This is a genomic window from Lysobacter sp. 1R34A (assembly GCF_051217035.1).
In the GTDB taxonomy this organism is placed as follows: domain Bacteria; phylum Pseudomonadota; class Gammaproteobacteria; order Xanthomonadales; family Xanthomonadaceae; genus Lysobacter.
On record NZ_JBPKJP010000021.1, the window covers coordinates 13237 to 25858 of the forward strand.

Here is a 12622-nt window from a genome sequence, read left to right on the forward strand (position 1 = left end):
TATCAGTTGCGGAACGGGAAGCGGAAGGCTTCGAGCAGGGCCTTGGCCTCGGCATCGGTCTTCGCGGTCGTGGTGATCGCGATGTCCATGCCGCGCAGCGCGTCGACCTGGTCGAAATCGATTTCCGGGAAGATGATCTGTTCCTTGACGCCCATGTTGTAGTTGCCGCGGCCGTCGAACGAACGGCCGGACACGCCACGGAAGTCGCGCACGCGCGGCAACGAGATGTTGACCAGGCGATCGAGGAACTCGTACATCTTGGCGCGGCGCAGGGTGACCTTGGCGCCGATCGGCCAGCCGTCGCGGATCTTGAACGAAGCCACCGACACGCGGGACTTGGTCACGATCGGCTTCTGGCCGGCGATCTTGGTCATGTCGGCGACGGCATTTTCCAGGATCTTCTTGTTGGTGGCGGCTTCGCCCACGCCCATGTTCAGCGTGATCTTGACGAGGCGCGGCACTTCCATCGGGTTCTTGTAGCCGAACTTTTCGGTCAGCGCCGGAACCACTTCTTTCTTGTAAAACTCTTCGAGCCGGGTGGTCATTTCAGCATTCCTCAGGCGTCAACCGCCTCACCACTGGAGCGGAACACACGCAGTTTGCGTCCATCCTCCAGCATCTTGAAACCGATGCGTTCGCCCTTGCCGGTGGCCGGGTTGAACAGCATGACGTTGGAAATGTGAATCGGCGCTTCGCGCTCGATCACGCCGCCCGGCTGGTTGGCCTGCGGATTCGGCTTGGTGTGGCGCTTGATGATGTTGATGTTCGCCACGACGACCTTGTCGCCGAGCACGCGCACCACATCACCCTTCTTGCCCTTGTCCTTGCCGGCGGTGACGATGACTTGATCGCCCTTCTTGATACGGTTCATGTCTAGTTCCTCCGCTCAGAGCACTTCAGGCGCGAGCGAGACGATCTTCATGAACTTCTCGGAGCGAAGCTCGCGAGTCACGGGCCCGAAGATACGGGTGCCGATCGGCTCATGCTTATTGTTGAGCAACACCGCAGCGTTGCCATCGAAGCGGATCAGCGAGCCGTCCGGACGGCGCACGCCCTTGCGGGTGCGGACCACGACGGCGTCGTAAACGTCGCCCTTCTTGACCTTGCCGCGCGGGATCGCGTCCTTCACGGTGACCTTGATGATGTCGCCAATGTGCGCGTAACGGCGCTTGGAGCCGCCGAGCACCTTGATGCACATCACTTCCTTAGCACCGGAGTTGTCGGCCACGCCGAGGTAGCTTTGCATCTGGATCATGGTTCAGCCTCCTCTTATTCGGCCGCGCGGCTGACGATTTCAACCACGCTCCAGTTCTTGGTCTTGGACATCGGAGCAATCTCCTTCACGCGGACGATATCGCCTTCTTTGCAGGCGTTCTCGGCATCGTGAGCGTGGAGCTTGGACGAGCGACGGATGTACTTGCCGTACAGCGCGTGCTTGACCTGGCGTTCGACCAGCACGGTGACGGTTTTGTCCATCTTGTTGCTGACGACCCGGCCTTCAACCGTGCGCAGCGCCTTGTCTGTATTGTTGTCGGTCATGGCGGGTCCTTACTTCTTCTCACCCAGCAGCATGTTGACGCGAGCAATCTCGCGCTTCACACGGCGGGCTTCATGAGTCTTGGCGAGCTGGCCGGTGGCCTTCTGCATGCGGAGAGAGAAGCTCTCCTTGTGCAGTTCCACCAGGTGGGCCTTCAGTTGGTCGGCCGACTTCTCGCGCAGTTGCTTGAGTTCCATTAGCGCACCGTCCGGGTAACGAAAGTGGTGGTCACCGAGAGCTTGGCGGCGGCCAGACGGAACGCTTCGCGCGCCACGTCCTCGCCCACGCCTTCGATCTCGTAAATCATGCGACCGGGCTGGATCTGAGCGACCCAGTACTCGACGTTGCCCTTACCGGAGCCCATGCGGACCTCGATCGGCTTCTTGGTGATCGGCTTGTCCGGGAACACGCGGATCCACATCTTGCCGCCACGCTTGACGTAACGGCTGATCGAGCGGCGGGCCGCTTCGATCTGACGCGCAGTGAGCTGGCCGTGAGCAGTGGCCTTGAGGCCGTACTCGCCGAAGCTGACGGCGTTGCCGCTCCAGCTCAGGCCATCATTGCGGCCCTTGTGTACCTTGCGGTACTTGGTTCGCTTGGGTTGCAACATGACGGATTACCTCTGTTCGCGGGCGGGACGGCCCGGACGGTCGTTACGATCACCGCGGTCGCCGCGGTCACCACGATCGCTGCGCGGGGAGTCGTCCTGCTTCTCCTGGCCCACCTGGGAGAAGTCGAACACTTCGCCCTTGTAGATCCAGGTCTTGATGCCGATGATGCCGTACGTCGTCTTGGCTTCCGCGAAGCCGTAGTCGATGTCGGCGCGCAGCGTGTGCAGCGGCACGCGACCTTCGCGGTACCACTCCGAACGCGCGATTTCGGCGCCGTTGAGACGGCCGGCGACGTTGACCTTGATGCCGAGGGCACCCAGGCGCATCGCGTTGCCGACGGCACGCTTCATCGCGCGGCGGAACATGATGCGACGCTCGAGCTGCTGCGCGATCGATTCGGCGACCAGCTGCGCGTCGAGTTCCGGCTTGCGGACCTCGGTCACGTTGATGTGCGCCGGGACGCCCATCAGTGCGCTGACTTCCTTACGCAGCTTCTCGATGTCCTCGCCGCGCTTGCCGATCACCACGCCCGGACGGGCGGTGTGGATCGTCACGCGGGCGTTGTTCGCCGGACGCTCGATGAAGATCTTGGAAATACCGGCCTGAGCGAGCTTCTTGCGGAGCATCTCGCGGACCTTGAGGTCGGCTGCGAGGTACTCGGCATACTGCTTCTTGCCGGCAAACCACTTCGAATTCCAGTCCTTGGCGATGCCCAGGCGGATTCCGGTCGGATGTACTTTATGACCCATTGTCTGACTCCGCCTTACTTGCCCGCGCCCACAACCACAGTGATGTGGCTGGTGCGCTTGAGGATGCGGGTGCCGCGGCCTTTCGCACGAGCCATGAAGCGCTTCAGTGCGGGACCCTCGTCCACCATGATGGTCGTGACCTTGAGTTCGTCAACGTCGGCGCCCTGGTTGTTCTCGGCGTTCGCGATGGCGGACTCCACGACCTTGCGGATCAGTGCAGCCGCCTTCTTGTCCGAGAACTTCAGCAGGTTGACGGCGCGCTCGGCGGACAGACCGCGCACCTGGTCGGCGACCAGGCGGGCCTTCTGCGGGGAGATGCGCGCGGTGCGCAGGATGGCTTTCGCTTCCATGGTCATCTCCTTACTTACCCGACTTCTTGTCGCCGCCGTGACCCTTGAACGTACGGGTCAAAGCGAATTCGCCAAGCTTGTGGCCAACCATGTTCTCGTTGACCAGCACCGGGATGTGGTTTTTGCCGTTATGCACGGCGATGGTGAAGCCCACCATTTCCGGCAGCACCATCGAGCGGCGCGACCAGGTCTTGATCGGCTTCTTGTTGTTGCCCGCGGTCTCCACCTTCTTGATGAGATGGTGGTCGACGAACGGACCCTTTTTGAGTGAACGTGCCATGGCCGATTAACCCCTGCGATCGCGCACGATGAATTGCGAAGTGCGCTTGTTCTTGCGCGTCTTGTAACCCTTGGTCGGAACACCCCAGGGGGTGACCGGATGCGGGTTGCCCTGGCCAGCCTTCGCCTCACCGCCACCGTGCGGGTGGTCGACGGGGTTCATGGCGGCGCCGCGGACGGTCGGCTTGATGCCGCGCCAGCGCTTGGCGCCGGCCTTGCCCAGCTTCTCGAGGCTGTGCTCGTCGTTGCCGACTTCGCCGATGGTGGCGCGGCACTCGACCGGCACCTTGCGCATTTCGCCGGAGCGAAGACGCAGCGTGGCGTAACCCTGCTCGCGAGCGACCAGCTGGACGCCGGCGCCGGCGGCGCGGGCGATCTGGGCGCCCTTGCCGGGCTTCATTTCGATGCAATGCACCGTCGAACCGACCGGGATGTTGGTCAGCGGCAGCGTGTTGCCGACGCGGATCGGAGCATCGCGGCCGGCGATCACCTGATCGCCGTCCTTCAGGCCCTTCGGGGCGATGATGTAACGGCGCTCGCCATCGACGTAGCACAGCAGCGCGATGTGCGCGGTGCGGTTGGGATCGTATTCGATCCGCTCCACGCGCGCCGGAATGCCTTCCTTGTCGCGCTTGAAGTCGATGATGCGGTAGTGCTGCTTGTGACCACCACCGATGTGACGGGTGGTGATGCGGCCGTGGTGGTTACGGCCGCCGCTCTTGCTCTGCTTTTCGACCAACGCCGCGTGCGGCGCGCCCTTGTGCAGGCCCGGCGTCACGACGCGGACCGCGTTGCGGCGGCCGGCGGAAGTGGGCTTGAAAGTCATCAATGCCATGGGTCTTTCCTCAGGCCTTGGCCATTACGTCGATCGACTGGCCTTCGGCCAGCTTCACGTACGCCTTGCGCCAGTCGGCGCGACGGCCCATGCGGAACTTGAAGGCCTTGTTCTTGCCCTTCACGTTGACCACATTCACCGCCTCGACCTTAACGTCGAACAGCTTTTCCACGGCGACCTTGATGTCGGCCTTGGTAGCGTCCGTCGCGACTTCGAAGACGTATTGGTTGGATACTTCCTGCAGACGGGCGGTCTTTTCGGACACGCGCGGCGCACGGATGATGCTGTAGAGCTTGGCCTCGTTCATGCCAGCCACTCCTCGATCTTCTTGACCGCATCGGCGGTGAACACGATCGAATCGGCGCCGACGAGGGCCACCGGATCGAGTCCCTGCACGTCGCGGACTTCCACATAGGGCAGGTTGCGAGCCGAGAGGTACAGATTCTCGGAGGCTTCCTCGGTGACGAGCAGCGGACGACGGCCCATTTCGAGCGACTTCAGCATGGCGACCATGCCCGAGGTCTTCGGCGTCTCGATGTCCAGCTTCTCGACGACGGTGATGCGGCCCTGGCGGTTCAATTCCGACAGGATCGCAGCCATCGCCGCGCGGTACATCTTGCGGTTCACCTTCTGGGCGAAGCTGCGCGGCTTGGCCGCGAAGGTCACGCCGCCGCCGACGAAGATCGGAGCCGTCAGCGCGCCGTGACGCGCACCGCCGCCCTTCTGCTTCTTCGACTTCTTGGTGGTGCCGTTGACTTCCGAACGCGTCTTCTGCGCCTTGGTGCCGGCGCGGCCCGCGTTGCGGTAGGCCACAACGACCTGGTGGACCAGGTCTTCGCTGAATTCGCGATCGAAGATGGCGTCGGAAACCGACAGCTTCTTGTCGCTACCGTTGATGGCAAGTTCCATCGTCATACTCCCTTGCTCGACGGACGGACGATCACGTCGCCGCCCGGAGCGCCCGGCACGGCGCCCTTGATCGCGATCAGGCCGCGCTCGGCGTCGACCTTGACCACTTCCAGGCCCTGCGTGCTCTGCTGAACGGCGCCCATGTGACCGGACATCTTCTTGCCCGGGAAAACGCGGCCCGGCGTCTGGCGCTGGCCGATCGAACCCGGCGAACGGTGCGACAGCGAGTTACCGTGCGTCGCGTCGCCCATGCTGAAGTTCCAGCGCTTGATCGTGCCCTGGAAGCCCTTGCCCTTGGTGATGCCCTGGACGTCGACGATCTGGCCCACTTCGAAGATGTCGGCCTTGATCTCGCCGCCGACTTCGAACGCGCCGATCTTGTCTTCTTCCACGCGCAGCTCCCACAGGCCGCGACCGGCTTCGACCTTCGCCTTGGCGAGGTGTCCGGCTTCGGGCTTGTTGACGAGCGCAGCGCGGCGCACGCCGACGGTGACCTGCACGGCGCTGTAGCCGTCGGTGTCCGTGGTCTTGATCTGGGTAATACGGTTCGGGGTCGCCTCGATCAGGGTCACCGGAACCGACTTGCCGTCTTCAGTGAAGAAGCGGCTCATGCCGGCCTTGCGACCGACGATGCCCAACGAATATTTCTTCGCGGTCATGGTGGTGGCCTCAGGTCAGCTTGATCTGCACATCGACGCCAGCCGCCAGCTCGAGCTTCATCAGCGCGTCTACGGTCTTGTCGTTCGGGTCGATGATGTCGAGCACGCGCTTGTGCGTGCGGGTTTCATACTGGTCGCGCGCGTCCTTGTCGACGTGCGGGGACACCAGGATGGTGTAGCGCTCGATCTTGGTCGGCAGCGGGATCGGGCCGCGCACTTGCGCGCCGGTCCGCTTAGCTGTCTCGACGATCTCGCTGGCCGAGCGGTCGATCAGACGATGATCGTACGCCTTCAGCCTAATCCGGATCTTTTGGTCCGCCATGAACGGAATTCCTTGGTTAAAAGAGCGACGGGCCGGCCTCTGGGTGTGCCGAACCCCACGAAAACGCAAACACTCCAGGACTACACCCACGTCCCGGAGCCTCCTTGCCTGGTAAAAACATAAGGCAGGCCGGTTACCCGACCCGCCCAGAAAGGATTGGAACGCACGAAAGGCCCCGTTTACTGTTCCTTGGAAGCCCGAGGGCCCGGAACGTACGGAGCGCAGCCGTGCGACATGTCCTTGTCTGGCGAATACGAGGCGCGTCCTGCACCTCATTTCGCTGGTCGTGCCGCCCTGGCATGAACAAGGGTGGCACGGTGGTCGCGCATTCTACACGCACTGCCGCGGCAGGTGCAAGCCCATGGTTTCGGGAACGTCGAGCCGGGCGTCCACGCTGGCGCGAGGCCTCGCACTGCGCGCGCGCCGGGTTCGGACGGGTTCGGATCGCCGCCGGGCGGCGCGGCCGCCCGACGCTACCCGGGCCCTGCGAGCACCGCTTCGATTCCGGCCGGCCGCGGATCGAGGGCCGGGAATCCATCCGTGCCACGAGCCGAAGGCAGGCCATTGGCCGGCAGGTCGAGCGGACGGCCGGGCATTGTAGACGAAACCCGCTCGCCGGAGACGACGCCCCGAAACGCCGGCGGACGGGCGCCCCGAGCACTCGGGGCGCCCGCGTGCAGCCTCAGCGGTAGGCGGTCAGCGAATGGGTCCAGGTGTGGCCGCCACCCTTCGTTGCCCAACTGTGGGTCGCCCACGAATTACCTTCGCCCGGCCAGGGGTCGGCCAGGGTCACGTAACCGACCCCATCGAACACCTGGTAACCGTAGATGGCCAGGGCATGTCCTCCGCCGCCGTCCCAGCCCCAGCGAACGGCCAGGGGGCCGCGATAGTCGATCTGGTTGGCGATCTCGGAATAGCTCAACGAGCGGCTGTAACTGACGGTCGAAACCCCCCAATGCCAAAGGATATGGTCGACACCGTCGTAGGCCCCGCCGAACAGGGCGTTGGTTCGGTTGGCGCTGTCGTTCCAGTAGAAGGGCTGGTTCTGGCAGGCGTAGTTGATCGCGAAGTCGTAGTTAGCCGTGGCGCATTGGCTGGCGCCGACACCGTAGAAACCGAGGATGCTGCTGGCGGTCGCCGCCCAGCACCAGTTGCTGTGCTGCTGCTCCTGGGTCGACCAGTTCACCAAGTACCCGGCGTGGGCCGGGACCAGCGCGGCGAGGGCCAGCGCAAGCGGCGCCAGGATGGAGCGTAAGCGTGTGCGATTGGACATGATTGGGTGCTCCTGTCGGCTCAAAGGCGCTTGAGGGCTGCGGCCACGGCGGCACGCAAGGCGGGGGTGGCCTGGGCAGCGGTCAGGCCCTGTGAAGCCGAGGCGGCTTCGGCCCGATCCAGCGAGAGGTTGGCGCGGGCCGCGGCCAGCGGGACATAACGAGAAGCGCGACTGACGCCGCTCACCTCCAGAAAGTCGGCCACGCCCTGGCGGCTGCGCACCAGGCGCAAGCCCTCCTGCCCGCTCCGCTGCAGGGCCACGGCTTCGATCTCGTTGGCCAGGCCAGAGGCGCCGACAGCGACCACTTGATAGCGGCCCTGCGTATCGGGCTCCAGTGTGGCCAGCCCCACCGGCACCTGCCCGTCCCAGAGAACGTAGCGCAGGGTCGGCGCGCTTCGGGCGGACTGGGCAATGTCCTTACCCGCCAACAGCAGCGCGGGGTCGACGAAAGCGACTGGAACCGTGCGGCCGACCCGCAGCCCGCGCGGCGAGCGGCCGCTGTCCAGGCTGAGCACCTCGGCCAGACTCGCGGCCCGCTCGGCCGAGCCCGATTGAGCGGCGAGCCAGTCATGGATCAGGCGCCGGGCTCGTGCATCCTCGAGAGCCGGCGCAGACGCCGCTGCGTTCGACGCCTGCGCCTGCACCGGCGATGGCGCCTGCAGCGCCGCGGCCAGGGCGAGCGCGCAAGCGAGATTTACATACTTCATAAAAACTCCTTTCGATTATTGGGAAAGTGCGCGGCCGCGCCCCAGGTCGAAATTGAGTTTCTCCACACCGGCAGTCAAGCGAAAAACAAATAAATACCACCCCTCTCGACAATTACCATTATTCAACCCCTTAAAACCCCAGCAACGCGTGACGCAGCGCACCATCGGAAAATATGCCTTGGTGCTGCGCACCACAGTTTCAGCTGAGTGATAATCCAATCACACTAAGTGAAAACCCCTATAAAACAGGCCATCGGACGCCATAGCGCCCGATCCGGAACATGCACTGACGCATCAAAGATAATATTCCCTACAAACCCGACGACCCGCCGCGCCGAAAATGCGGGAGCCGAACCAGATCGAATCGCAGGGTCGCGCGCCATGGCAAACCGGCATATGGCGCATAACGAAACTCATGCGCTCCATGGATTCGACTTCCGGGCAGCACCGTGCCGACGCGAAGGAATCAGGGGAAAATATCGGGCCGCCAGGTCGGCGCAACGGACCGCAACGGCGCGTGGATATTGACCTGGGGCGCAACAACCGCGGCCGCCGAAAGCCCGGCCATAACGCGAGCCGGCCACCCGTCTCGCAGGACCGCCAGGGTCGGTTTCGGAGCTGGAGCTCGGGAAAGAACATCGGTCGTGGCGGCCGCATCGGCCGACGGCGACGAGCCGCGGCCGGCTCCACACCGGACCGCTGCTGCCGCAATGCGCAGACAGCGACGCTCCCGCCCTGCCTGCCTTTGCGCGGCGACCGAGCTCCCGGCAGGTTGCGGGTACGGCGCATCGGCGCGCCTTGAGCCATCCGCACAGAAGCGTTCCCCCAAAACGACACTGGCGGCCCGAAGGCCGCCAGTGCGTTCGACACGCCGGGTCAGACCGGCGCGCCGCAGGTTGCTTACTGCAATTACTTGATGATCTTGGCCACGACGCCGGCGCCGACGGTACGGCCGCCTTCGCGGATCGCGAAGCGCAGGCCTTCGTCCATCGCCACCGGGTTGATCAGCGTGACCACCATCTTCACGTTGTCGCCCGGCATCACCATCTCGACGCCTTCCGGCAGCTCGCAAGCGCCGGTGATGTCGGTGGTGCGGAAGTAGAACTGCGGACGGTAGCCCTTGAAGAACGGGGTGTGACGGCCGCCTTCGTCCTTCGACAGCACATAGACTTCGGCTTCGAAGTCGGTGTGCGGCTTGATCGAACCCGGCTTGCACAGCACCTGGCCGCGCTCCACGTCGTCGCGCTTGGTGCCGCGCAGCAGCAGACCGGCGTTGTCGCCCGCCTGACCCTGGTCGAGCAGCTTGCGGAACATTTCCACGCCGGTGACCGTGGTCTTCTGGGTCGGACGGATGCCGACGATTTCGATTTCGTCGCCCACCTTGACGATGCCGCGCTCGATGCGGCCGGTCACCACGGTGCCGCGGCCCGAGATCGAGAACACGTCTTCCACCGGCATCAGGAACGGCTTGTCGACGTCGCGTTCCGGCTGCGGGATGAAGCTGTCCAGCGCGTCGACCAGGCGCAGGATCGACGGCACGCCGATTTCGCTCTGGTCGCCTTCCAGCGCCAGACGCGCCGAACCGTGGATGATCGGGGTGTCGTCGCCCGGGAACTCGTACTTGCTCAGCAGCTCGCGCACTTCCATCTCGACCAGCTCGAGCAGCTCGGCGTCGTCCACCATGTCGGCCTTGTTCAGGAACACGACGATGTACGGCACGCCGACCTGACGCGACAGCAGGATGTGCTCGCGGGTCTGCGGCATCGGGCCGTCAGCGGCCGAGCACACCAGGATCGCGCCGTCCATCTGCGCCGCACCGGTGATCATGTTCTTCACGTAGTCGGCGTGGCCCGGGCAGTCGACGTGCGCGTAGTGGCGCGTCGCCGATTCGTATTCCACGTGCGCCGTCGAGATCGTGATGCCGCGCGCCTTTTCTTCCGGCGCCGCGTCGATCGCGTCGTAAGCCTTGAACTCGCCACCGAAACGCTCGGCGCCCACCTTGGTCAGCGCCGCCGTCAGCGTCGTCTTGCCGTGGTCGACGTGGCCGATCGTGCCGACGTTCACGTGCGGCTTGGTGCGCTCGAATTTACCCTTAGCCATGATGTCTCTCTCAAAGTTCTGTGATTCGTGATTCGGGATTGGGGATTCGACGAACGAAGCCGCCCAATCCCTTTAACTAAACTTGCACTGGATCAGAGCCGGTACGGGCCCCGGAAGCAGGCGGCATCCGCTGTGCGAATCCCGCCCCGCTGCCGGATCCCGGCCTGGATCAGCCGCCCTTCTTGATCACGGTCTCGGCGATGTTGTTCGGCGCCTCGGCGTAGTGATCGAATTCCATCGTGAAGGTCGCGCGGCCCTGGGTCAGCGAGCGGATGGTCGTCGCGTAACCGAACATTTCGCCCAGCGGCACCATCGCGTTGATGGTCTTGCCCGACGGCGTGTCGTCCTGGCCCTGCAACAGGCCGCGACGACGGCTCAGGTCGCCCATCACGTCGCCGACGTACTCTTCCGGCGTCACGACTTCGACCTTCATCATCGGCTCCAGCAGGACCGGATCGGCCTTGCGGAAACCTTCCTTGAACGCCATCGACGCGGCGAGCTTGAACGCCATTTCCGAGGAGTCGACGTCGTGGTACGAGCCGAACACCAGCTTGACCTTGACGCCTACGACCGGGAAGCCGGCCAGCGGACCGCTGGTGATGGTTTCGCGCAGGCCCTTCTCGATCGCCGGGATGAATTCCTTCGGAATCACGCCGCCGGTGATGTCGTTGATGAACAGGAAATCGTTCTCGACGTCCTCGTTCGCGCGGTCCTTCTCGTCCATCGGCGACAGCTCGATCACGACGTGACCGTACTGACCCTTACCGCCGGACTGCTTGGCGTGCTTGTAGTCCGACTTGACGTCCGCCTTGCGGATGGTCTCGCGGTAAGCGACCTGCGGCTTGCCGACGTTGGCTTCGACGTTGAACTCGCGCTTCATGCGGTCGACGAGGATGTCCAGGTGCAGCTCGCCCATGCCGGCGATGATGGTCTGGCCCGATTCTTCGTCGGTGCGCACGCGGAACGAAGGATCTTCCTGCGCCAGGCGGCCCAGGGCGATACCCATCTTTTCCTGGTCCGACTTGGTCTTCGGTTCGACCGCCATCGAGATGACCGGCTCCGGGAACACCATGCGCTCGAGGGTGATAATGTGATCCTGCGCGCACAGCGTGTCGCCGGTGGTCACGTCCTTCAGGCCGACCGCCGCGGCGATGTCGCCGGCGCGGACTTCCTTGATTTCGTCGCGCTGGTTGGCGTGCATCTGCAGGATGCGGCCGACGCGTTCCTTCTTCGACTTGACCGGGTTGTACACCTGGTCGCCCGAATTCAGCACGCCCGAGTAGACGCGGAAGAAGGTCAGCGAACCCACGAACGGGTCGGTCATGATCTTGAACGCCAGCGCCGAGAACGGTTCGGTGTCGGACGCCTTGCGGGTGTCTTCCTTCTCGTCCTCGTCGATGCCGGCGACCGGCGGACGGTCGGACGGCGACGGCAGCAGGTTGATCACGCCGTCGAGCATGGCCTGCACGCCCTTGTTCTTGAACGCCGAGCCGCAGAACACCGGCACGATCTCGACGCGCAGGGTGCGCGCGCGCAGACCGGCGACGATCTCTTCTTCGGTCAGCTCGCCCTCGTTGAGGTACTTGTCCATGAGCTCTTCCGAGGCTTCCGCCGCGGCTTCGATCATGAACGCGCGAGCCGCTTCGGCGGTGGCCTGCAAATCGGCCGGCACGTCGCGGTATTCGAACTTGGTGCCCTGCGAAGCGACATCCCAGTGGATGGCCTTCATCTTGAGCAGGTCGACCACGCCTTCGAAGCCTTCTTCGGCGCCGATCGGCACCTGCATCGGCACGGCGTAGGCGCCCAGACGGGCCTTCAGCTGCTCGACGACCTTGTCGAAGTTGGCGCCGGTGCGGTCCATCTTGTTGACGAAGGCCATGCGCGGCACGGAGTACTTGTTGGCCTGGCGCCACACGGTCTCGGACTGCGGCTGCACGCCGCCGACCGCGCACAGCACGAACACCGCGCCGTCGAGCACGCGCAGCGAGCGCTCGACTTCGATGGTGAAGTCGACGTGTCCGGGGGTGTCGATGATGTTGAAGCGGTGCTCGGGCAGGGACTTGTCCATGCCCTTCCAGAACGCGGTCGTCGCTGCCGACGTGATGGTGATGCCGCGTTCCTGCTCCTGCTCCATCCAGTCCATCGTCGCGGCACCTTCGTGCACTTCGCCGATCTTGTGGCTGACGCCGGTGTAGAAAAGGATGCGCTCGGACGTGGTGGTCTTACCCGCGTCGATGTGCGCCATGATGCCGAAGTTGCGGTAACGCTCGATGGGAGTGGTGCGAGCCACG

At 64.2% G+C, this 12622-nt stretch carries 18 protein-coding genes; all 18 read right to left on the bottom strand.

All coding sequences use genetic code 11. The annotated features are described in order from the left end of the window. Nucleotides 1-2 precede the first annotated feature (2 nt). A complete protein-coding gene (gene rplE, locus ACSAMQ_RS07835) occupies nucleotides 3-545 on the bottom strand; it encodes a 50S ribosomal protein L5 (protein ID WP_031373824.1) in 543 nt (180 codons plus the stop codon). 11 nt (nucleotides 546-556) lie between these two features. After that, a complete protein-coding gene (gene rplX, locus ACSAMQ_RS07840; protein WP_031373825.1) occupies nucleotides 557-871 on the bottom strand; it encodes a 50S ribosomal protein L24 in 315 nt (104 codons plus the stop codon). A gap of 15 nt (nucleotides 872-886) precedes the next feature. Next, on the bottom strand, nucleotides 887-1255 hold the full coding sequence (gene rplN / locus ACSAMQ_RS07845; protein WP_031373826.1) for a 50S ribosomal protein L14: 369 nt from the start codon (nucleotides 1253-1255) through the stop codon (nucleotides 887-889). A 14-nt stretch (nucleotides 1256-1269) separates the two neighbouring features. Then, nucleotides 1270-1539, bottom strand: coding sequence for a 30S ribosomal protein S17 (gene rpsQ, locus ACSAMQ_RS07850; RefSeq protein ID WP_031373827.1), 270 nt, complete (start codon nucleotides 1537-1539; stop codon nucleotides 1270-1272). A gap of 9 nt (nucleotides 1540-1548) precedes the next feature. Next, entirely contained in the window at nucleotides 1549-1734 is a 186-nt protein-coding gene (gene rpmC, locus ACSAMQ_RS07855) for a 50S ribosomal protein L29 (protein WP_435395120.1), read from the bottom strand. Beyond that, entirely contained in the window at nucleotides 1734-2147 is a 414-nt protein-coding gene (rplP, locus tag ACSAMQ_RS07860; protein ID WP_031373829.1) for a 50S ribosomal protein L16, read from the bottom strand. Before rplP ends, rpmC begins: the two co-directional genes overlap by 1 nt. Before the next feature lie 6 nt (nucleotides 2148-2153). After that, nucleotides 2154-2897: a 30S ribosomal protein S3 gene (gene rpsC, locus ACSAMQ_RS07865; protein WP_031373830.1), complete on the bottom strand. Its 744-nt coding sequence runs from the start codon at nucleotides 2895-2897 to the stop codon at nucleotides 2154-2156. 14 nt (nucleotides 2898-2911) lie between these two features. Next, nucleotides 2912-3247, bottom strand: a complete 336-nt coding sequence (gene rplV, locus ACSAMQ_RS07870; protein WP_036149638.1) for a 50S ribosomal protein L22 — start codon at nucleotides 3245-3247, stop codon at nucleotides 2912-2914. 10 nt (nucleotides 3248-3257) lie between these two features. Next, on the bottom strand, nucleotides 3258-3527 hold the full coding sequence (gene rpsS, locus ACSAMQ_RS07875) for a 30S ribosomal protein S19 (protein ID WP_031373832.1): 270 nt from the start codon (nucleotides 3525-3527) through the stop codon (nucleotides 3258-3260). A gap of 6 nt (nucleotides 3528-3533) precedes the next feature. Further along, entirely contained in the window at nucleotides 3534-4361 is an 828-nt protein-coding gene (gene rplB / locus ACSAMQ_RS07880) for a 50S ribosomal protein L2 (protein WP_031373833.1), read from the bottom strand. Between the two features lie 10 nt (nucleotides 4362-4371). Continuing rightward, nucleotides 4372-4668: a 50S ribosomal protein L23 gene (rplW, locus tag ACSAMQ_RS07885; RefSeq protein ID WP_031373834.1), complete on the bottom strand. Its 297-nt coding sequence runs from the start codon at nucleotides 4666-4668 to the stop codon at nucleotides 4372-4374. Continuing rightward, nucleotides 4665-5270: a 50S ribosomal protein L4 gene (gene rplD / locus ACSAMQ_RS07890; protein ID WP_435395121.1), complete on the bottom strand. Its 606-nt coding sequence runs from the start codon at nucleotides 5268-5270 to the stop codon at nucleotides 4665-4667. The genes rplW and rplD overlap by 4 nt, the downstream gene beginning before the upstream one ends. A 2-nt stretch (nucleotides 5271-5272) precedes the next feature. Continuing rightward, on the bottom strand, nucleotides 5273-5929 hold the full coding sequence (rplC, locus tag ACSAMQ_RS07895) for a 50S ribosomal protein L3 (protein WP_435395122.1): 657 nt from the start codon (nucleotides 5927-5929) through the stop codon (nucleotides 5273-5275). 10 nt (nucleotides 5930-5939) lie between these two features. Then, nucleotides 5940-6251 (bottom strand): 30S ribosomal protein S10, encoded by a 312-nt coding sequence (rpsJ, locus tag ACSAMQ_RS07900; protein WP_031373837.1) that lies wholly within the window; start codon nucleotides 6249-6251, stop codon nucleotides 5940-5942. 682 nt (nucleotides 6252-6933) lie between these two features. Further along, a complete protein-coding gene (locus tag ACSAMQ_RS07905) occupies nucleotides 6934-7524 on the bottom strand; it encodes a papain-like cysteine protease family protein (protein WP_435395123.1) in 591 nt (196 codons plus the stop codon). A gap of 20 nt (nucleotides 7525-7544) precedes the next feature. After that, nucleotides 7545-8231 carry a hypothetical protein gene (locus tag ACSAMQ_RS07910; protein WP_435395124.1) on the bottom strand — a complete coding sequence of 229 codons (687 nt, stop codon included), beginning with the start codon at nucleotides 8229-8231 and terminating at the stop codon, nucleotides 7545-7547. Between the two features lie 909 nt (nucleotides 8232-9140). Beyond that, nucleotides 9141-10331 carry an elongation factor Tu gene (gene tuf, locus ACSAMQ_RS07915; RefSeq protein ID WP_057918900.1) on the bottom strand — a complete coding sequence of 397 codons (1191 nt, stop codon included), beginning with the start codon at nucleotides 10329-10331 and terminating at the stop codon, nucleotides 9141-9143. A gap of 169 nt (nucleotides 10332-10500) precedes the next feature. Beyond that, nucleotides 10501-12621: an elongation factor G gene (gene fusA / locus ACSAMQ_RS07920; RefSeq protein WP_435395125.1), complete on the bottom strand. Its 2121-nt coding sequence runs from the start codon at nucleotides 12619-12621 to the stop codon at nucleotides 10501-10503. Nucleotide 12622: the final 1 nt, after the last annotated feature.

Bases quoted from the DNA above. Each gene is read 5' to 3' on its own strand.
- rplE (WP_031373824.1), bottom strand. From the start codon at position 545: ATGACCACCCGGCTCGAAGAGTTTTACAAGAAAGAAGTGGTTCCGGCG.
- rplX (WP_031373825.1), bottom strand. From the start codon at position 871: ATGAACCGTATCAAGAAGGGCGATCAAGTCATCGTCACCGCCGGCAAG.
- rplN (WP_031373826.1), bottom strand. From the start codon at position 1,255: ATGATCCAGATGCAAAGCTACCTCGGCGTGGCCGACAACTCCGGTGCT.
- rpsQ (WP_031373827.1), bottom strand. From the start codon at position 1,539: ATGACCGACAACAATACAGACAAGGCGCTGCGCACGGTTGAAGGCCGG.
- rpmC (WP_435395120.1), bottom strand. From the start codon at position 1,734: ATGGAACTCAAGCAACTGCGCGAGAAGTCGGCCGACCAACTGAAGGCC.
- rplP (WP_031373829.1), bottom strand. From the start codon at position 2,147: ATGTTGCAACCCAAGCGAACCAAGTACCGCAAGGTACACAAGGGCCGC.
- rpsC (WP_031373830.1), bottom strand. From the start codon at position 2,897: ATGGGTCATAAAGTACATCCGACCGGAATCCGCCTGGGCATCGCCAAG.
- rplV (WP_036149638.1), bottom strand. From the start codon at position 3,247: ATGGAAGCGAAAGCCATCCTGCGCACCGCGCGCATCTCCCCGCAGAAG.
- rpsS (WP_031373832.1), bottom strand. From the start codon at position 3,527: ATGGCACGTTCACTCAAAAAGGGTCCGTTCGTCGACCACCATCTCATC.
- rplB (WP_031373833.1), bottom strand. From the start codon at position 4,361: ATGGCATTGATGACTTTCAAGCCCACTTCCGCCGGCCGCCGCAACGCG.
- rplW (WP_031373834.1), bottom strand. From the start codon at position 4,668: ATGAACGAGGCCAAGCTCTACAGCATCATCCGTGCGCCGCGCGTGTCC.
- rplD (WP_435395121.1), bottom strand. From the start codon at position 5,270: ATGGAACTTGCCATCAACGGTAGCGACAAGAAGCTGTCGGTTTCCGAC.
- rplC (WP_435395122.1), bottom strand. From the start codon at position 5,929: ATGACCGCGAAGAAATATTCGTTGGGCATCGTCGGTCGCAAGGCCGGC.
- rpsJ (WP_031373837.1), bottom strand. From the start codon at position 6,251: ATGGCGGACCAAAAGATCCGGATTAGGCTGAAGGCGTACGATCATCGT.
- ACSAMQ_RS07905 (WP_435395123.1), bottom strand. From the start codon at position 7,524: ATGTCCAATCGCACACGCTTACGCTCCATCCTGGCGCCGCTTGCGCTG.
- ACSAMQ_RS07910 (WP_435395124.1), bottom strand. From the start codon at position 8,231: ATGAAGTATGTAAATCTCGCTTGCGCGCTCGCCCTGGCCGCGGCGCTG.
- tuf (WP_057918900.1), bottom strand. From the start codon at position 10,331: ATGGCTAAGGGTAAATTCGAGCGCACCAAGCCGCACGTGAACGTCGGC.